This window comes from Mucilaginibacter sp. (assembly GCF_028288185.1).
Classification (GTDB): Bacteria; Bacteroidota; Bacteroidia; order Sphingobacteriales; family Sphingobacteriaceae; genus Mucilaginibacter.
The window spans coordinates 1-20,211 of sequence record NZ_JAQBOF010000017.1; the positions used below are offsets into that span (position 1 = coordinate 1).

Below are 20,211 nucleotides of genomic sequence, written 5' to 3' on the forward strand. Positions count from 1 at the left end.
TAAGATCTTCAGGTGCCTATATCGGCGGTGTCTACCTCTTCCCATTCCGAACAGAGAAGTCAAGCCCGCCAGAGCCGATGGTACTGCGGTAAAACGTGGGAGAGTAGGTCGGTGCCCAATTTTATAAAGCCTTCATTCGTAAGAGTGAAGGCTTTTTTGCGTTATAGAAGTTTTGAATATGGCCGATATATTTGTATTATTATACCGGTAAACCAAACCTGGATCATGCACCTGTTTAAAATATTATCAATTCTGCTGTTACTGAATTGTACAACAATGGTAAATGCGCAGGAAATACCCTGGCGAAAAGACAAACCTCTAACCTGGAAAGACTTTCAAGGTGTGCCTGATGCTAATAGCAGCTATGCCGCTGTAACCAACAGCCGTATAAAATACAATTATAGATACGAGCTAAAAGACAGTGTTTATAAGATTACCTTTAAATTGGAAAATGTGTTTTATACACAGACCTCCTGGAGTAAAAAGGACCAGCGAAATAAAGATCTGCTGCATCATGAACAATTACATTTTGATATTAATGAGCTTTTTACCCGCAGGCTTTCTGTGGCGCTTAACTCTTCTACTTATACCAATAATTTTAGGGAAGAAATACACTTTATTTACCAACGATTGATGGACGAAGAGCGCGACTTTCAAACCAAATATGATAACCAGAGTATCCACTCGGGAGATTCGGGATCGCAAGTCGTTTGGGAGCAATATATCCATAAACTATTGATGGAATTACCGCCCAATTATTAAAATGGTCAATACTATAGATAATCTTAATACTATTGTTGCCTCTATTACTTTAATACCCCTTTATCCAATTCCTTATCATCATTATGTGCTATCTTTTTAACATATAGTTCATCAACCAAAATAATAAGGATAGCCAGCAGCGGAACGGCCAGTATAATGCCTAACGCGCCTGATACTGTGCCCATAATTAGCTGACTTATCAATGTGAGTGCCGGCGGCAGGTTGATCATTTTCTTCTGTATCAGCGGGGTAACAATATTGGCTACTATGGTTTGAGATGCTATATAAATTAAGGCAACCATTATAGCTATGTTTGTGCCCATGGTTAGCGCCAGCAATACGCCGGGTATCATGGCTATTAATGAGCCTATATTGGGTACCAGTTCTAACAACCCGGTTATCAGTGCCAATATTAATGCTACGGGTACACCTATTATAGACAGCGCTACGCCAATTAATATAGTAATCAATAGCATAGAAAATAGCATTCCCTTTAACCAACCTTTAAGCGCAAGGCTTATACGGTTCATGATATGTTTACCTAATTCTTTCTTACTGTGCGGCACCAGTATCAAAATACCATCTTTATATAGTGATGGGTTAGCTGTGAAAAATATCCCCAGGAATAAAATAATATAAATATCGCCCAATACTCCAAACGTGGTACTAAAAAAGCCCTGAACAGTAGTCATTAACTTTTGCGAATTATTGCCCGAAACGCTTTCTAACACTTTTTGACCTATCGAAGTTTGTGAGAGCTTGGCTTTGGCTGTATTGAGGGTATGAGGCAGCGTATTACTTAACTCGGCTACTTGCTGCTGTATTTTAGTACCCATAAACCAAAACAAAGCACTTAATAATATGATTGATCCGATGATAGAGATGGCCATGGCCGCCTTACGTTTTAGCTTGGTTCTACGCTGTATAGTATCGCCCAAACCATGGAAGTATACGGCTATTAATACACCGGCAAGTACCGTCAATAATATATCAAACGCTACTCTAATTATTAATATGGTTACTACCAATAAGGCTACTATGCCTACGGTTTGCCATACTTTGTTAATATAGCTAAGTTCTTTTTTTTCTGCCGATTGGTTTTTGTCTGTGGCCATATTGTTCAGTGTATCATCAATACGGGCAAATTGGGTAATTGTTTTAAATTAACGATAGAGCAACAAAAATATCAAACTAAGTAAATATTATAGGTAAAGAATTTTAAAGAAAAGCAGCATGCGGTAAACCGTTATTAAAATCACAAAAGAAACTCCCACAACCGTAGCTGATGTAATTGACGAAATTAATCGAGCTTTGTAAAATCGCCGTGCGGATATAGCAAAATAAGCAGCAATAACCAACATGCTTATGACACCTATTACCGTGTCAAAAATCGGAGAATAATTTACCACCTCGCTTGATGCTGCATTAAAATTTATTATATAATAATAAGGAATATTGAATAAATAGTCGTGCAAAAAAAACCAGCATAGAATAAATGATACGAAATGCGTAGCAAAAACCAAATGTTCAACAACAAGTCGCTTATACGAAATAAACAATAGCCAGCAAATAAAAGCATACATGGGAATAAATACAAAAATATAAACCTTTGAGGCAGCATGCATTTTTTCCTCAAATATATAACTGTAATTATCCAGACTAATGCCCAAAAGTGCTATTTTTTGCTGAACGATGTGTGCTGTGTTAAACCAGGTAAATGGAGTAAAATGCGTATAATTGTACAAATGCAAACTATATACATTACCCATTACCAATAAAAAAAACAGCAGGTTAATTACCAGGAAAAAAGGCACTGGTTTCATATGTCTCGTCCTGCGCCCCTCTACATAATCCAATGATAACTGCCCTGGTTTAGTAAATAAAAGTTTTAGCGTACTAAAAAATTTATTGTCAAAATGTACCAAACCTTCAAATGTTTCTTCGAGAAAATGTTTAAAAGAAAGTTGTTTCTTGTCGAAGCGCTTTTCGCCGCAATAAGTGCAAAAATTTTCTTCTAAGGTGTGGCCACAGTTTGTACAGGTCATGAGTATTATCCTATACCCAAATATAATCTAAAATAAATATAATACAATACTGAGTGATAGGCCGGTACCAGCCAAGTCCAGAACACTTAAAAAAGCTTATATAATACCCAATGATCTGTTTCATAGATCTTTTGCAGGGTTGAGTAATTATTACCGGTTTGATACATAACCGGGCCATAACGGCTGTTTAATATGGTATAGCCGGCCAGTAAATTTTTTGTGTTTGCAATTAATATATAGCCATCGTACTGCCGAGGGCTTTCAATGGCGCTCAAAAAGTTTTCCTGGTAAGGCAGAGTAAGGTCGGCAATGTTATTGGTAAAAGCTACAATTGGATAAGCTACCGCATCATCGATCAATATTTTTGAACCATTGGGCAGGCCGTTTATGTAGTTTGCCATATCGCGGTTCTCGTCCTGCTGTTCATCAACCTCCCGGTTTTTTAAAATGGTGATAAAGTTTTTTTCATCATCAATTAATGAGTTAGATAAAAAATAATACCCGGTGTATAATTGCACTAATATAATTACACCTAATACAGATTTAAAAAGGATGACTCTTTTAACAGGCTGCGCTTTTATTATTAAACATAATATGGCCAGGATAAGGAATATCAGGTAATATTGATGCAATAAAAATACCTGATCGTATTTTATATGCAAAAACTCTACAAACGCAAATGGGGTTAGCAGCGTTAAAATTTGATATGGATTGCGCCTGAAAAGTGCGATTGCAAATAATATCAACGGGCAAAACATAATCATGCGTGCTGATATTAATAAGGATATCTCAGGATTTTTAAAGTCAGGATTTAGCGCAACTCTTTCGTATGAAAACCTTTCGGCCAAAACGGTCCAGGTAGCGTATGGGCTATTTAAAAAATAATCGGCATCATTGGCATTGGTAAGATTAAGCATTTTATAGAGCATGATGGATGTTATTGGCAGAATAAACAAAATAACATACAACGCGAATGTTTTATTGATGAGTTTACGGCGTAACGATGGGCTGTTAAAACTTAAAGTCATCCTAAATATAGATTCCTTTTCGGCCAGGTTTAATGATTGTAAGGCTATTGAAAATATAAGCGGAATGAAAAATAGGGTTAACCAAATAAACTTATAATCGCAAAATAAAAGCAATACCAGGCATATACTGGCAATTGAAATATGGAAGGTGGTATTGGAGGTATAAAACTTAAATATGTTTAAGAAAAACAGGTAAAAGAATATCAATGCCATATACATTGATTTGCCAGAACACGCTGTATACAATATCCCTGGATGAAATAAGAACAGGATGATTAGCAGCAGCAGATAAAAATCATCATCGGTTTTTTTGACCAATGTGCTGGCCATTAAGTAAAAAAGCGCTGCTGTCCCTAGGGCCGATGCTATTACCGGAGCTAATAACGAATTTATTGTCGTAAAGGCAAACGTTGCAAAAAATGGAAGCGCAGGGGCCGTTAAACCAATTACTTTTAGCTTATAACCCAGCCCCTCAAATATTATTCTAACCTTTTCAATATAAAAAAGCGTTTCCTGGTTAAAATATCCCAGACTGTTTAAATAAATACCGCATACCAAATAGTACATAGCTATTACCAAAGTAATAATTAACAGTGTTTGGCTGCGGCTTAGCTTTATTTTAAACTTGAGGTTCATTACTCAGGGACGGCTTGGTTATTAACTTTACTTAATCCATGAGTAGTTTTTTCCCAATAAAAAGGTTTAACTATAAGCTGGTAAAGGCCTTTATAAGCCGCCCATGAGTGTAATAGCCAGTATACCGGGTTTGCTATGGCAAATAATATTAACTCGTAATAGCGGCGCTTAAAAACAGCCATCATATTTATATATATCATTAATATATTACCTACCATTAGGTTTATGATGGACATGAATAAAACCCAATCCGGGAAAAACGATCGTATGGATGTTAAATCAAACATCAGGTAACATATAAATATCGCCAGCAAAAGTGGGTAAACTAAAAAGGTAACGGGCGTTGCGCCGATAAAGAAGTTAAACCCTAAAAACCCTTTCCAGCCAACTTTTTTCCAAAGCTTTACCGGGTTACGCATGTGTACCAGGTGGGTTTGCATATAGCCTTTTATCCAACGCGAGCGCTGGCGCACCCAGTTAAACATTTCGTTATTAGCCTCTTCGTAAGTGGTAGAGTTGATGATGGCCACTTTATAGCCTTTGGCATAGGCACGTACACCTAAATCGGCATCTTCAGTTACATTAAACGGATCCCAGCCCCCCAACTCGATCAAAAACTCAAATTTAAAATGATTACTTGTACCACCTAAGGGGATAGGAATATCAAACGTATCCAAACCCGGCAGCATATAATCAAACCAATAAGAGTACTCGAGCGTAAACATACGGGTAAGGAAATTCTCGCCCCGGTTAAAGTAGTTTAACGCGCATTGTATACACACATAGTTAACCGGTAGTTTATTAAACAGAGTGACTACTTTTTTAAGCTGATCGGTGTCGGGAACATCCTCAGCATCGTAAATAGTTAAAAAAGTGCCTCTTGAAAAATGCAGTCCGTAGTTACAAGCCTTAGGCTTGGTTTTAGGCATATGGAACGGTACAACAATAACCTCGAAAACGGCGGGGAAATCTAAATTTCTAACCGCGTTAAGCGTTTTGTCGTCATCCTCTTCTATCAGTAATTTAATATCCAGCTTTTCGCGTGGATAATCTAAACTCTGTAGGTTCCAGATTAGCTTTTTTATCAGTTTGTCTTCTTTGTATACGGGTAAGTGTATGGTATAAATGGGCAATTCATCGTCATCAACCTGGCGCACTTCTTCGCGCGTAACGGCCTGGTGCAGCTCAAACCGCGAGCCTACCAGTGCCAGGAACAGTTTAAATATGATGGATACCAGGAAGAAAGAGCTTAGTACTACATTAATAATGATAGACGTATTTACAAAGCTCAACATCATACCTATTACCACCGCCGCAAATAGCCCGAAGGTAAAAATAAGTTGTGGCGTAGTAAAAGTGGTTAATGCAGAGCTATCCGGGTCGCGATTAAGTAATTCAAAAACTGCTGATTTTACATATTTCTGTCCCAATAAAACATGACTTAACCAAGTAATATCCAGATCAGATGCCAGGATAATCTCGGGCTCCATATCATACGTAAACTTAATATAGTCAATAAAAAGCTCATCGTCGGGGTTAGCCATTAACGTAACTATTTTATTGTTTTCTACACGTAATGGCAGGGCCAGATGCGCATCGGCAAATTTTAGTTCGGTTTTGGCTAATACATCAAGGTCATAATCCTCCTCGCGTATTTGCTTAAAAACGTAGCCTGCATTGTTTAATGACCGTTCATAATTTTTACGGCTCAGGTAACCAAAATTTAATAATATTTTGATGTATGATAAGCCCGATCGCCTTGAAAAATCGTCAATCTTCTCTTGATCGGCCTGTGTTATAAAGCCGTCTTGTATCAAAAGTTCAGGGATTGACATGCTCATTATATTTTAAATAAAATGTTAAACAGTTTAAAATTTGATGTAATAATCTCTCTTTAAATATTGATCAGCTCAATACATAAATTACTGTTGTGCAACAAATTACTCGCTAAATATATCTGTTGATTTTTGAACTTTGGCGCGTATGTACAAAAATGATAACAATATCAATACCAGCATACCTAGTAAAATGTACAGGTTATAACTCTCCCAGAAACGGGTAAGCACGCTCTTGGTATCAATATACTCCAGGTTCTCGCTTGATTTACTAATGTTAAACAAATACTTGTTGTTATTCACATCAGATATAGCCACGTTACTTGACAGGGTAGACAGTTGCTCTGTAATTGATCGTGAGGCTGCTGTAAACGCGTTAGCCAGGTTTTTGCCGGTTGCTGTAAGTACCAGTACGGCGTTATTGCTTCGCCCATAAAAGATCTGCGCCAGGCCGTTTGAAACTGAATCGGATAGCGAATACACTACCTTATTATTCTCGTTGTTATATAGCCTGAATTTGTGATTAAACTTAATAGGTGCATCAGGGAAATCATCCATCAACGGGTCATCATGTGATAACAATGCGATGATGTTGTTTTTCTTTAACTCGTTTTTATCAATACCGTCAGAGTATTCAAACTCAGGGAAGTTGTTTGCGTTGATGTTATTGTTTAGCTCGTAAATAATCTCGCCCATTGCCGCTGATGCATACGGAGCATATTTTTTGGTTACTACAATGCGGGTTGTACCGGCGTTAAATGCTTCCGGATATTGGTAGAAACTCAAATCGCTGGTGATGAACGGGTTTTTTGATTCGAGGTATGATTTATCTACGTCAACCTCGGCAAAGAAACCGTTAAAGCTGGCAGAACAGTTACCACCGCTTGAGTAAAATCTAAATTCAGTCTCCAGCGTATTATATTTATGGTGTTGATAACGGTTAATAGTTACTGATGTATTTAGCTTGCCAGACGCGTCTAATTTCTCAGAGCTGATTAACATGCCGTTAAGGTATATGTTTAAGTAACCACGGTCGCCTTGTGCAAGGCTGCTATAGTTGGCTATAACCCGTATCTCTACCTCTTTTGGTGTAAAGCTAAAATCAGAGTTTTTAAAGTTGTAAACGCTTTTTAAGTTACCAATACCCGACATGAAGTTGGTAGTACCACCAATTTGCCTGAATGATAATTTAGAGCGGTTTTCGTCAATAGTTTTAAAGAATTTGTTCTCGGCTTTATCTATCAACAAATAATCGCCGAAGGTTGAATTAAGGATGTTAATATTACCTAAAGCGGTAATGGTTTTTTCGTAACCTGCGTCATCGCCGCCGGTTATAAATAATATTTCAGATGGTACAACCTCTTCTGTTAATGATTTAATGGTGAGCAATTTGCCTTTTACATTTACCAAACGGGTAAGTGTATCAATACTTTTTACGGCTGCTTTATTTAAATAAAACATACCTTCGTTTTGTTGCGGCGTAACCTTTAGCATAGTGCGCTTATCTGGATTAAGGCTTAATAAGTTACCTACCAGTATATAATTTTTTACGCTATCAGGTACTAAACCTTCCTGGTAAACGGCAATGTTTTTAACATCGGCTTTCTTTAACCTTGAATAGGCCCATGCCACTGCTTTTAAATCATGCAATGTTGGATTTTTAGGGTAAACAATAGCTTTCATGGTTTCGAAGCAATTGCTAATGTTTACGTTATTAAAAAAGTTAATATTACTTTTTACTAATGACAGGTAAGAGTAGCTTTTTACCTTCATCCACATGGCCGGGTTATCCAGGTCCTTACATTTATCATCGGTTACGGTACATAAAGTTTTAACCTGTATTTTCAGGAATTTATCGGCCGACAGATCCATGCGGGTCAGGTTTAATGATACCTGTATAACAGAGTCTTGCGATAATCGGCTGCTATATGCAGGCCTGTCATTAATAATAACGTTTATGTAAGACAGGTTTCTTATTAAAGCTTGCGATGGTTGTATAAACAGCACTACCTTACTTCCTTCCAACTCAATACTTGGGTCTACTTTCAGGTAATACGCACTACTGCCACTCATGCCAATAATAGCATCATCGTCATGCCCCAAAGCATGGAATGATATTATTTTTTGCGCAAACGTTGCGCTGCTTAATAAAAAGAAAAGAGCCAGTGAGGTAAAAAATTTGTTCATTGGTGCAGTATTAGTTTATTACGTAAAATTCTATTCTAAAATAATTGCCATTGTCATCACTTCTGTAAAACAGCTCGCCGCCCATTTCCTGGGTAATTAATTTGGCTATTGATAGGCCCAAACCAAGGCGGCTTTCCTGGCTGGTACTTGCTTCGTTTAACGTTTTTAGTTTATTAAACATCATGTCCAGTTCGTCCTGGCCTATGGCTATACCTTCGTCAATAATTTCGAAAACAAATTTTTGGCGCTGTAAGCTGGTAACAACACGAATGTTGTTATTAGTTTGCGAAAACTTAATAGTGTTTGATAGCAAATTCTGGAATATTTGCCCTGCGAATACTTTATCCAGCTTAACATTTAAGGGCAGTTTTAAAATGTTATCAACCAGGTGGATGTTTTTCATCTGGGCGGTTTCCATCAGGCCTCTAAAAATGCGCCTAACTTCAATATTGATATCAAATATCTCCATATTGAATTTCATTTCGGGCGACTCTATTTCTTTTACATCCATCAGCTTATTTAGCATGTACTGCATTTTTTCGGCTGATTCTGTAATGTAATCTGAAAATTCTTTCTGGTCGGCGCTTAAACGATAATCTTCCTCCTTTATCATATTATTACTCATGATGATAGAACCGATAAGGTTTTTAAGATCATGGCCGGCAATATTGATAAAGCTGTTTTTTTGCTCATCCATTTTTAGCAGGCGATCATATTGCATATCAATAATGGTATTCTTCTCAACTATATCGCGGTTTTGACTTTTTAGTTGCTCGTTTGATTTTTCGATTAACAATTGCGATCGTACCTCGCGCTCAATTACTTTAAAGCGGGCAATTGGTATAAGGCATGATATAGATGCAACAATAAAGAAGAATTGGCCGCCGTTACTTACAAACAAGTCTACAGGATAATCGCTTAACGCGTTAAAAAATATAGTAAGTAATATTAGCGCTATAAGCGATTGAATGATAGAATGTACCGGCTCCCAAAATACCTGTATGTTAAAAAACAATATAATAGCCGAGTATACCAGGAAATAAACATTTAATTGCTGTATATTAACAAGATTACATAATACTGCCGAGGTGCACGAAAGTGCAAAGAAAGTAATGTGTAATAATATACGATAGTTGTAGTTTTTGCTTTTAAAGAAGGTATATGCGATATATATTAAAATATCGGTTATAAGGCGTACAATTAAAAACTGCACCCAAATACCCGGATTGTATATTACATCAATAATCGTGATCAAAGGATATAAAAAAAGTATCGTCCAGATAATATTATTAGTCTGATACCATGCTTTTTTTAAAACTTCTTTTGAAAATTCTTCTTTAGTAATTTGAACAAACATTATTTGTTTTTAAAAATATATAAAGATTGGATCTGTATGTTAATAAACTTATAATTAAATAAGTGAAAAAAGTAATTATAAAAAATAATTGTGTAAACCGAATAGCCTGTATGGTGTTTGTAACACTGCTCATAATTGTGCAGGCTATAATAGCAAAAAGCAATCCAATAGTTTCGCCAGAACGTTTACTTGCATTTAAACGGGCTAAAAGTTTAGATAATGGGGTAAGTATTTCATGGTTAGACCAAACCTGGGCTAAAGACATATTTAAAGACAACGAGCCCACAAAAACTGATTTTGAACTGTTAAAAACACTGGGGTTTAAGAGCATAAGGCTACCTGTAGCATTTGTTTTTTTTGAGTCTAAGAATATCCCGATAGAAAATGTCCTCGTACACATTGACGAAGTTATAAAACTATGCCGTGTATACGGACTAAAGCTAATAATAGATTATCACTATGGCCAGATAAATGATAGTAATTATTTAACCGAGACCCCAAAAATTATCAATACGTGGCTGATTTTAACTAAAAGGTATAAAAATGAGAGCGCCGATAACTTGTTTTTTGAGTTATACAACGAGCCCCCTCACATGAACCCCGTTATATGGAAAGATGCAGCCTATAATATAGCAGCGGCCATACGCAAAGTTGATAAAAAACGCACGCTAATTGTAGGTGCCTCTAACTTTAACAGCATCTACGAATTAAGCCGGACAGAGCGCCTGGCAGATGAGAATATTATTTACACCGTGCATTTTTATGAGCCATTTTTATTTACCCACCAGGGCGCCGATTGGGTGGGCGATCAGGTAGCAACAACCGGGGTAACATTTCCTTATAATGCGGAGAATTTTCCCGCTATTAATCCCAAGACAAAAGGCACCTGGGGCGAAACTAATTATTATCAATATCGTACTGATGGTAATGTGCAATCATTAACTGATAAATTACTAATAATTAAAAAATGGGCCACCAAATATGATGTGCCTCTTATTTGCGGCGAATATGGCGCATATAGTAAGTATGGCGACTTGGATAGCAGGTGCCGGTATATAAAAGCCATCCGTCAAACGTTAAAAAAGCTAAATATCCCAGGTATATTGTGGGATTATAGCGGGTCGTTTTCTATTTTTAGCGGTGCGCCATCTATACAAAACTTACCTGATTGTATGAAGGACGCTATAGGATATACCGGCAAAAATTAATTATTGAATATTTAAATCATTACCTTTGTAAATTAAACGATTACTATGATATTTTTTGAAGAAAAAAGGAAAGAAGTAATGGCGCATATTGAAAAATTCATGCTCGAAAAGATGCAGGAATATTTAAAGCCCATTGATACGATCTGGCAGCCATCTGATTTTTTACCTGATTCGACAAAAGATAGTTTTCTTAGCGAGGTTAGAGATATGCGCGAAACAGCCAAAGGCCTGTCATACGATTTGATGGCTGTTTTAATTGGTGATACCATTACCGAAGAGGCTTTGCCTACTTATGAATCATGGTTGACCATGGTTGAAGGAGTATCAAAAAATGAAGAGGGGGGGTGGATGAAATGGACCCGCCAATGGACCGCCGAAGAAAACCGTCATGGCGACTTGTTGAATAAATACTTGTACTTATCCGGCCGTGTTAATATGCGTGCTATGGAGGTATCAACCCAATATTTAATTGCCGATGGATTTGATATCGGTACCGGTCATGACCCCTATCGTAACTTTATCTATACGTCTTTCCAGGAATTGGCAACCAACGTATCGCACCGCAGGGTAGCATCGCAGGCCAAAAAAGATGGCGATAACCAGCTATCAAAAATATGTGGTGTTATTGCAGCTGATGAAATGCGCCACGCAAAAGCCTACAAATATTTTATAGAAAAGATTTTTGAAGTTGACCCTAACGAAGCTATGCTGGCTTTTGAAGATATGATGCGCAAAAAAATTGTAATGCCGGCACACTTCTTACGCGAAGTAGGTTTAAAAATTGGTCAAACCTTTGGTCACTTTACTGATGCCGCGCAACGCCTGGGTATTTATACCGCGGTTGATTACGTAGATATTTTGAAAGAATTAATTACCGACTGGCATATTGAAAGCATAGGAGAACTAAGCGAAAGCGGCGAGAAAGCCCGCGACTATATCGTTGCCTTGCCTAACCGCCTGTTGCGTATTGCCGAGCGAATGAAAAACCCAACGCTTGATTATAAATTTAGCTGGATAGCAGGATAAAGCCCCACTCAACCCTCCCCGACAGGGAGGGCTTTAAAAAATCGTTTAATTAAAGTCTCTCCTATCGGGGGGGATTTAGAGGGGCTTATCCCTCTGTAACCAAGTCAACGCCTCGTATATCATCTGTTAAATCTTCAAACAAGCTGTTTAAGATAGATTCTATAGTAAGGGAGTTTACATCGTCCACATAATGCTCATTGCGGGTTATCCAAAGTTCGCGGCCCTTTATTTCTAAATGAAATAATGCGCCCTCATATATTTCCGGTTGTAATATTTCAACCGCATCACCAACTTTCTCAATTGTAAAACTGATATCTTCCTGTCGTTGTTGTTTAAACAACGGGTTAAGCTTTTGCCGTAAATGCGCCAGCAAATCGTCTGGGTTAATGCGTGTATGCAGGGTTATAACTTTCATATATAAAGTACACCCAAAGGTTAATATTGTTTAGTTTTTGTTAAGCCCTCGCCATCCGCTCCAATGCGTCAATAAACGTTGGCGAGTCATTCAAACTCTCTACCAATTGCACATGCTCACCGCCTAGCGCGCGGAACTCACCGCCGTATTCTTCGGTAACTTCGTAAACGGTTTCCAGGCAATCGGCAACAAAGGCAGGGCAAAACACCAATAGGCGCTTTTTACCTTCGTGAGCTAATTGCTCAACTACCTTACTGGTATAAGGCTGTACCCATGGGTCATTACCTAAGCGTGATTGGAAGCAAACGGTATACTTTTCTTTAGGCAGGCCCATTTTTTCGGCAATCAGTCGTGCCGTATCATATGATTGTGCCGAGTAGCAAAGTTTATTGGTATCATTCAATGTATCGCAGCAGCCGTCAACCTGCAGGCAATAGCTGTGGGTATGATCGCATTTTTTTATCTGGCGCTGGGGTAAACCGTGAAAGCTGAATAATATATGATCGTAAGTGTCAGGCTGATATTTTTGAGCGTTGTTGGCAAAAGTTTGTATCATCAAATCATCATCATGAAATGAATTAACAAAAGATATATTAGGTATAGTTTGCCAGGTTTTAACCAGCTCCATCACCTTTTCCTGCACCGACCCGGTACTGGCCGAAGCATATTGTGGGAACATCGGGATGACTTTAATATCGCTCACCAAATGGACTTTTAAACGCTCCAAAGCCGAGTCGATAGACGGGCTTTGATAACGCATAGCCAGCTCTACCTGGTACTCATCGCCTAAGCGTTGTTGTAATGCCTGATGCTGTAATTTACTGTAATGCAATAAAGGCGAGCCGGTTTCTTTATCCCATATCGCCTGGTATAATTTGGCTGATTTTGGTGCGCGGAACGGTACAATAATGCCCTGCACCAAAACGGTGCGTAATACCGGGTTAATATCAATAACCCGCCCGTCCATTAAAAACTCGTTTAAATATTTGCGTACATCAGCGGTACTTGGGCTATCAGGGGTACCCAGGTTAACAAGCAAAATTCCTTTTTTAGACATTAGCGCAAAAATAACAAAAAACAGGCGAACCAACTACGGGACGAATTTTATGACGAGAAAATTATTAAATACTAAGTTATGCATGTTATGTCGCCAAATAGTGATGTCCGTCATTATTTGAGATGTCTACCCTCATTCCAGGTAGTGTATATATTGAAGAGCTTTGTTATTATGTTAGGAGAATTGGACGGATTGCAAATTGAGGACCTGTTGATGAGTCTTCCGGTAGGTCGCATTGGTTGCCACGCCGACGGAGTTACATATATCATCCCCATAAACTATGTTTACGAGAATGATACGATATATGCCCATTCAAAAAAAGGAATGAAAATAGATATGATGCGCAAAAACCCGAACGTATGTTTCCAGGTGGATGCCATTAATGATCTGTTAAATTGGGAGAGTGTAATAGCGTGGGGAAGGTTTGAGGAAATATTCGATATGCACGAAAAAACTTTCATTATGAAAAAAATCATTAACAGGGTAATGCCATTGTTGAAAGGTGATGCGGCACACCCATCACACGGATTTACTGCTAACGCTTTTGATGTTGGCGAGGGTGTAGAGTTGATTTTGTATAAAATTAGCCTGGATAAAAAGACCGGGAGATTTGAAAGAGTTTAATTAACCAAAGCTGTGAGTGATAAATAGCTTAAAACTGCTCTAATGCAGCCTTCACCTCTTCCATCAACCACATAGGTGTTGATGTAGCGCCTGCTATACCAACCGTATCGCCGGGCTCGAACATGGATTGCTGCAACTCGCTGCTTGATGATATAAAGAAAGTATTTGGATTATGCTTGCGACAAACCTCGTACAATACTTTACCGTTTGATGATTTTACACCGGATACAAATACCACTTTATCAAAGCTTTTGGCAAATACCGGCAGGTCCTTATCGCGGTTTGATACCTGTCGGCAAATGGTGTCATTAGCATTCAGGTCATAACCACGCGCGTTCAGTTCGTCCTTAACCTCGTAAAACTTCTCCATGCTTTTGGTGGTCTGGCTATAGAGTGTAATATTTTGAGGTAACTCTACATTATCCAGCTCGGCAATATCCTGGAAAACCAGTGCTTCATTATTCGTTTGGCCTTGCAGGCCAACAACCTCGGCGTGACCATGCTTGCCAAATATTAATATTTTTTCTTTTTGGTCAAATGATGTTTTAATGCGGTTTTGCAATTTCAACACTACCGGGCATGAGGCATCTATCAGGGTGATGTTATTCTCTAAAGCGGTACGATAAGTATCCGGGGCCTCGCCGTGGGCGCGGATAAGCACTTTTTCGTTATGCAGGCTCTTAAATTCTTCATGATCAATAATGCGTAACCCAAGCGATTTTAGGCGGGCAACCTCTTCGTCATTATGCACAATATCGCCCAGGCAATATAAATAACCATCTGCGGCTAATATATCTTCGGCCATATCAATAGCGTAGATAACCCCAAAGCAAAAGCCCGAGTCTTTATCTATAGTAACCTTTAATTGATATGATCCCATTGCGCTACAAATTTACTATTTTTTGTCTGAATCACTGATTAAATTGATTTGTGATTAAGATGATTGTTTATATACATTTTGATCTCATAAATCATCATAATTAGTTTAATCTGTGATCCTCTATTGCAGGGCAGCAAAAAATATAAATTGACTAACCAATAATGCCGGCCCAACTATGCTTTGTTTTTTAAAATGCATTTGCTCAAATAAAAACAACAGCACCAAACTTATGATAAACCAGCACCCATAATTTTGAATAGGGGCGGGGCCAGCCGCCCAATGCCAGTAATCTAAACGCATGGCTACCGGCTCAATTAACATATCCAGTAAACCTAATGCTAAAGCTCCAACCGGTACCCTTATCCAAATAGATTTAAGACGTATTTGCTGTAATGAAACACCAACGGTATAGATCAACAAAAACCAGTTTATTCCCATTATTAGCGGGATGTCATCAATACTCAATCCTAACGTTTTACCATAAGTATAATTGCCAAATAGCTGGCCGGTATATACACCTGCCCACTCAACTGCAAAGCCAACTATAAATATCAGCAGAAAGAAAAGCATGATCTTGGCACCAAACCTTTCATGATTAAAAAGCAATATGATAGCCATTAACAATAAATGATAAGGTACCAATAGCAAAAATAATGGCCTTAAACCAGCAATGGATAACCCTATCAACCCAACTAAATGAAATATAATAACCAGCCTTACAGAAGTAGTAGTGAGTCTACTTTTTATAGGATAGGTCGTATGTTGTTTTATATTTTTCGGCCTTTCCATATCATGGTTTTGGTTAAGTGCCTTTGTATGGCTAAAAACGCTACAAGTGTTAAGCTAAACATTTGCACGGGGTGCAATAATATATTATACCACGCATTTTGCCCTGCCGAAAGTGAGATCATTACACGGGTAAGTATAATTAAGCCGAACATAAATAGTATCAACTCAAAATGGAGCGTCATCATCACAATCATAGGCCCTCCTATTATCAATACAATATAGATTAAAAACCAGATGATATTATAATTAAATGCCGCCAAAAAGTTTTTACTGAAGCCATTTACCGCATCGCGATAGTTTTTATACATACGGCAATTTATCATGCCGTTAGCTAATAAAGCTTCGCCGTTACATGATGCCGCTTTTACCAGACGCATTATTTCTACATCCTCAACTACTTTGTCTTTAACCTGCTCGTGCCATTGGCGTTCCCGGTAAAGTTCGGCGTCAAACAACATAAATTGCCCACTGGCAGCGGCAACCGTATGGTTTTTAACCAGGTAAATTAAACGCAGCGGCAGCAGGTTTAATAAAATATAATGCATTAACGGTACTACTAACCGCTCGCCAATAGTAACCATTTGCTGATTGGTAAATAAACTTAACAGGCCCAATTTGTTTACATACATGCGGTGTACGGCACTATTTATCAAGCCTGGGTTTACCTGTTCATCTGCGTCAATAAATAATAAAAAATTGCCTTGCGCATGGCTTGCCAATTGGTAACAGGCATAGTTTTTACCCAACCAGCCATGAGGCAGTGGCGCGCCCTTTATAACCCTAAATTGTGAGTGCTTATCGGCAAAGGTGGCACAGATCTTATAAGTTCTATCAGTTGATTCATCATCCAGTATAATAACTTCATAATTGGAATAATCCTGCTCGTAAATAGATTGTAGCAACAATAATATGTTTTCCGCTTCATTACGTACAGGTATCAGAATTGAAACCAAATCGGGATAGGGCCGGTTTACACGGCGTAGTTTGGGGTCTGATATAAAATTAAACAACGTTACCGCAAACCGCAGGATGATGAAAAAGAAGGTAACAGCTATGGCAATTATCATTATACAGTTTTTTCAATTTGTTGCAGCCGCGCGTCATTATAATGCTGTTGGTACGCAGTTTGCAATTCATCTATGGTATCAAAATCGACATCGGCAATTGCTTTTAAATATATGGTTGCATCAGGCTTTTTATGCTGAAAATGCTCAATAAACATGGCCGAAAATACCAATTGAAATTTACCTTCGGCTTGTTTTAGTATTTTCATTACTCCTTTTTCGAACTCAACCGTGGTAATAAAGTTAGAATAAAGTTTGCCTTGCGGAAATATCAGTACCAGATTATCTGGTTCGTTTAATAGCTGCGCTGCAAAATCCAATGATTCAATAATATCTTTTGATTTTTTGTTGATAGAAAAAGCCCCGCCATATTTAAGAACAGGTATCCTTTTGGCCGTTTTTTCAAGCAGCATGATGTGGAACTTCTTTTTAAATAATTTGCAGTTGATGTAGTAAGATAAAAAACCATCCCAAAACCCGGAATGGTTGGCTATTAATAATACTGGCCGGTATTTGTCTATGTTGATAGTATTAAAATCAATCTGGTTTAAATTGCGTGCTATGATCCAGTGTACATAGGTATGAAAGCCCCACTTGATAATATTGTTATTTTTAGGATAGATCATTTAATGCTCCACATTTACCTGATCTTTTAATGCCTGCTGATGGAACAGGTTGATCTTGCTGGTCAGTTCTTCAAAACTCAGTTCGCCGGCTACACCGCAATCATATAGATGAAAAAATACTGACGGCTTCAGGCTCTCAAAATAATCAATCAACGCGCACGAATAAACTATCTGGCAGGGGCCTTTAATATTCTTTATCAGGCGTTCAATACCTTTTTCAACTACAATATCGGTGGTATGATTTGATATGAGTTGCCCTTGCGGAAAAACAACTACCAGGTTCTCTTTATCATTCAACAAATTAGCGGCATACTGTAAAGATTTAATCATCTCGCGCGATGAACGATCAATAGAAAAACCACCGAACAGATTAAGTAGCATACGCTTGCGCAGGTGATCTTCCTGCATCATGATATACAATTTGCGATCAAGATGCCAATAAGCCAGGTAATTGCCCCACAAACCATCCCACCAGCTAAAGTGGTTACATAATAATAAAATAGAGTGCCCCTCTTTTGGTTTAAAGGGCATCACCACCAACCGGTTAAAATAACTACGCATTCTAAAACGCATATATATGGCAAACCAATTGCTGAATAATTTTACTCTGCGTGCGGGTATCATGGCACCAAATTTACTAAATATTCATCTAATGCCGGGGTTACCAGCCAATGCCCAAAAGGCACCTCATGTACTTTGGCATCGGCAAGCAAATTAATAAACGGCATAGCTGCAGATTTTGGGAATAATTGGTCGTGCTTGCCAAATATCAATCGACATTTTATTTTATGCTTATTAATTAAATGTGCTACGCTAACAACATCTGGTGTTAACAACTTTATTAAATTTAGGGTGTAATAGACATCCAACCGTTTTTGTTCGGTATCCATTTCGCTATAAGCTATCTGGTACAAGCTGTCATCTATAAAGCCAACTTTACGCAGGTTTTTTAGTAAGGTTGGTGCCAGCCATTTACTTTTGGTTACTTTGTTAAATAGATATTTGCCCCAGCCCTTGTTGGTTAAAATGTCAAAACCTTTATACACGGCCAGGCCATCTGGGGCCATTAGTATGATCTCGTCTATCAGATCGGCATAATTTTCAATCAATATCAATGCTAAATTAGCGCCGATGGAGTAAGCCATTACCGAAAACCTTTGCCTGCCATATTGCTTAAACCATTCTTCCACATATTCACGTACAATAGCTTTAGGCATCCCTGCCAGTATTTGTGCTTCGGTCCAGTTATCTAGTTTGCTTTCGCCATGGAAAAAATGATCGAAGCCATATACATGGTAATCCTTCAAAATAGATTGATTGAGTACATGAAATTGCTTACCCGTCATGCCATAGCCATGAAAAGCCAGCATTGGTTTTTGGCCTTCGCCATATTCATGAAAATGTGCTTTACCCAAGCCTTCAATCTGTAAAAACCCCATTAAGATTGTTCAATATAATTTACAATAGTGTTAGTAGCACCAATATGCCCGGCCACATATGTTTTTGCTTTGGTACCGGCGGCTGCGCAATTTGCATCATTGTTGATTAGGTCGGCAACTACGCTTTTTAATCCGACCTCATCAATAACACAAAAACCCGCACCAAGGTTTATCAAATCTTTCGCTTCCTTAAATTTATTGTAGTTGGGGCCAAATATAATGGGCAAACCAAAAGCCGCAGCCTCTAAAGTATTATGTATGCCTGCGCCAAAACCACCGCCTATGTAAGCAATATCGCCATATTGATATAGGGAAGATAGCATGCCAATGTTATCGATAATTAAGATTTGAGAAGTAAGATTTGAGATCCGAGATGGAAGTTGAGAATATTTTACAGCAGAGTTTTTAGGCAATAAATTTGTTAGTTTGTTTATTTTCTCTTCGCTAATTTCATGCGGTGCAAAAATAAATTTCCAGTTGGGATATTGGGTAACCAAAGTAGCCACCAACTGCTCATCTGTTGGCCACGTGCTGCCGGCAATAAAAAGCTTCTGGTCGCCTTTAAATTGGTTGATGACAGGCAATTCTTTCGGCTGCCGGGCGTTGCCCCAAACCCTGTCGAAACGGGTATCGCCACTAACAGTTGCATTGGTTATATTGATTGATTTCAGCAATTGTATAGATTGCTCATCCTGAACAAAAAAATGATTTACAAAACCCAGTATTATACGGTGCAGCCCGCCATACCATTTAAAAAAAACTTGGGTGGGGCTGAATATGCCCGATATGATATATAATGGTGTGTCGCGTTTATGTAGTTCATCGAAAAAGTGGTACCAGTATTCGTATTTGGTAAATATGGCAATGGTGGGATTAATGGCTGTAATAAACTCGCGCGCATTTTTAGCAGTATCTAAGGGCAAGTAATAAACAGCATCGGCAAATGGCGTATTTTTCCTGATCTCGAACCCTGACGGCGAAAAAAACGTAATAACAATTTTGCTTTGCGGATAGGTGGTTCTAAATTGTTCTAATACCGGGCGCCCTTGTTCAAATTCGCCAAGTGATGCAAAATGGAACCATATACTTTTATCAAATTGAGTATAAGTAACATGCCTGCGGCCTTTTATCCAAAGAGCGGCTTTTTTATTAAAGAGAGAAAAAAGTAATATTAGGATGTAGTAAACGCGTAACCCTAAGTTATATAATAATAACATTTTAAATACGAAATCA

The 20,211-nt window shown here is 38.2% G+C and carries 19 protein-coding genes and 1 rRNA gene; 5 read left to right on the plus strand and 15 right to left on the minus strand.

What is annotated here, in order from left to right:
- Positions 1-8: 8 nt before the first annotated feature.
- Positions 9-120 (plus strand): 5S ribosomal RNA (gene rrf / locus JWQ34_RS07175).
- 105 nt (positions 121-225) lie between these two features.
- Complete coding sequence (locus tag JWQ34_RS07180) at positions 226-762, plus strand: hypothetical protein (protein ID WP_299355946.1); 537 nt, start codon at positions 226-228, stop codon at positions 760-762.
- A gap of 44 nt (positions 763-806) precedes the next feature.
- Here JWQ34_RS07180 and JWQ34_RS07185 read toward each other — a convergent pair whose 3' ends face one another.
- From JWQ34_RS07185 to JWQ34_RS07210, 6 genes are all read right to left on the minus strand, one after another.
- Positions 807-1,877 carry an AI-2E family transporter gene (locus tag JWQ34_RS07185; RefSeq protein ID WP_299355948.1) on the minus strand — a complete coding sequence of 357 codons (1,071 nt, stop codon included), beginning with the start codon at positions 1,875-1,877 and terminating at the stop codon, positions 807-809.
- 87 nt (positions 1,878-1,964) lie between these two features.
- Complete coding sequence (locus JWQ34_RS07190; RefSeq protein ID WP_299355950.1) at positions 1,965-2,807, minus strand: DUF3667 domain-containing protein; 843 nt, start codon at positions 2,805-2,807, stop codon at positions 1,965-1,967.
- Positions 2,808-2,893: 86 nt separating this feature from the next.
- Complete coding sequence (locus JWQ34_RS07195; RefSeq protein ID WP_299355952.1) at positions 2,894-4,471, minus strand: hypothetical protein; 1,578 nt, start codon at positions 4,469-4,471, stop codon at positions 2,894-2,896.
- Positions 4,471-6,306 (minus strand): glycosyltransferase family 2 protein, encoded by a 1,836-nt coding sequence (locus JWQ34_RS07200; protein WP_299355954.1) that lies wholly within the window; start codon positions 6,304-6,306, stop codon positions 4,471-4,473. The genes JWQ34_RS07195 and JWQ34_RS07200 overlap by 1 nt, the downstream gene beginning before the upstream one ends.
- Before the next feature lie 105 nt (positions 6,307-6,411).
- A complete protein-coding gene (locus JWQ34_RS07205) occupies positions 6,412-8,493 on the minus strand; it encodes a cellulose biosynthesis cyclic di-GMP-binding regulatory protein BcsB (protein WP_299355956.1) in 2,082 nt (693 codons plus the stop codon).
- Positions 8,494-8,503: 10 nt separating this feature from the next.
- On the minus strand, positions 8,504-9,850 hold the full coding sequence (locus JWQ34_RS07210) for a HAMP domain-containing sensor histidine kinase (protein ID WP_299355958.1): 1,347 nt from the start codon (positions 9,848-9,850) through the stop codon (positions 8,504-8,506).
- A gap of 62 nt (positions 9,851-9,912) precedes the next feature.
- Between JWQ34_RS07210 and JWQ34_RS07215 the strand changes: the two genes are divergently transcribed.
- On the plus strand, positions 9,913-11,058 hold the full coding sequence (locus tag JWQ34_RS07215) for a cellulase family glycosylhydrolase (protein WP_299355960.1): 1,146 nt from the start codon (positions 9,913-9,915) through the stop codon (positions 11,056-11,058).
- Between the two features lie 45 nt (positions 11,059-11,103).
- Positions 11,104-12,084, plus strand: a complete 981-nt coding sequence (locus JWQ34_RS07220) for an acyl-ACP desaturase (RefSeq protein WP_299355962.1) — start codon at positions 11,104-11,106, stop codon at positions 12,082-12,084.
- 85 nt (positions 12,085-12,169) lie between these two features.
- Here JWQ34_RS07220 and JWQ34_RS07225 read toward each other — a convergent pair whose 3' ends face one another.
- Together JWQ34_RS07225 and hemH are read right to left on the minus strand one after the other, a co-directional pair.
- The gene (locus JWQ34_RS07225) at positions 12,170-12,499 is read right to left on the minus strand and encodes a hypothetical protein (protein WP_299355964.1); all 330 of its coding nucleotides are present in this window, start codon (positions 12,497-12,499) and stop codon (positions 12,170-12,172) included.
- Between the two features lie 40 nt (positions 12,500-12,539).
- Positions 12,540-13,556, minus strand: coding sequence for a ferrochelatase (gene hemH, locus JWQ34_RS07230; RefSeq protein WP_299355967.1), 1,017 nt, complete (start codon positions 13,554-13,556; stop codon positions 12,540-12,542).
- A gap of 171 nt (positions 13,557-13,727) precedes the next feature.
- On the opposite strand from hemH, the gene JWQ34_RS07235 reads away from it, so the two are divergent.
- Positions 13,728-14,180, plus strand: coding sequence for a pyridoxamine 5'-phosphate oxidase family protein (locus tag JWQ34_RS07235; RefSeq protein WP_299355969.1), 453 nt, complete (start codon positions 13,728-13,730; stop codon positions 14,178-14,180).
- 28 nt (positions 14,181-14,208) lie between these two features.
- Here JWQ34_RS07235 and JWQ34_RS07240 read toward each other — a convergent pair whose 3' ends face one another.
- The 7 genes from JWQ34_RS07240 to JWQ34_RS07270 form a co-directional block, all read right to left on the minus strand.
- A complete protein-coding gene (locus tag JWQ34_RS07240) occupies positions 14,209-15,060 on the minus strand; it encodes a 4-hydroxy-3-methylbut-2-enyl diphosphate reductase (protein WP_299355971.1) in 852 nt (283 codons plus the stop codon).
- A gap of 120 nt (positions 15,061-15,180) precedes the next feature.
- On the minus strand, positions 15,181-15,849 hold the full coding sequence (locus tag JWQ34_RS07245; protein WP_299355973.1) for a carotenoid biosynthesis protein: 669 nt from the start codon (positions 15,847-15,849) through the stop codon (positions 15,181-15,183).
- On the minus strand, positions 15,828-16,916 hold the full coding sequence (locus JWQ34_RS07250) for a glycosyltransferase family 2 protein (protein ID WP_299355974.1): 1,089 nt from the start codon (positions 16,914-16,916) through the stop codon (positions 15,828-15,830). The genes JWQ34_RS07245 and JWQ34_RS07250 overlap by 22 nt, the downstream gene beginning before the upstream one ends.
- The gene (locus JWQ34_RS07255) at positions 16,916-17,539 is read right to left on the minus strand and encodes a 1-acyl-sn-glycerol-3-phosphate acyltransferase (protein ID WP_299355975.1); all 624 of its coding nucleotides are present in this window, start codon (positions 17,537-17,539) and stop codon (positions 16,916-16,918) included. The genes JWQ34_RS07250 and JWQ34_RS07255 overlap by 1 nt, the downstream gene beginning before the upstream one ends.
- Positions 17,540-18,112, minus strand: coding sequence for a lysophospholipid acyltransferase family protein (locus JWQ34_RS07260; protein ID WP_299355977.1), 573 nt, complete (start codon positions 18,110-18,112; stop codon positions 17,540-17,542).
- 47 nt (positions 18,113-18,159) lie between these two features.
- Complete coding sequence (locus tag JWQ34_RS07265) at positions 18,160-18,978, minus strand: alpha/beta fold hydrolase (RefSeq protein ID WP_299355980.1); 819 nt, start codon at positions 18,976-18,978, stop codon at positions 18,160-18,162.
- Positions 18,978-20,195: a glycosyltransferase N-terminal domain-containing protein gene (locus JWQ34_RS07270; protein WP_299355982.1), complete on the minus strand. Its 1,218-nt coding sequence runs from the start codon at positions 20,193-20,195 to the stop codon at positions 18,978-18,980. The genes JWQ34_RS07265 and JWQ34_RS07270 overlap by 1 nt, the downstream gene beginning before the upstream one ends.
- Positions 20,196-20,211 lie beyond the last annotated feature (16 nt).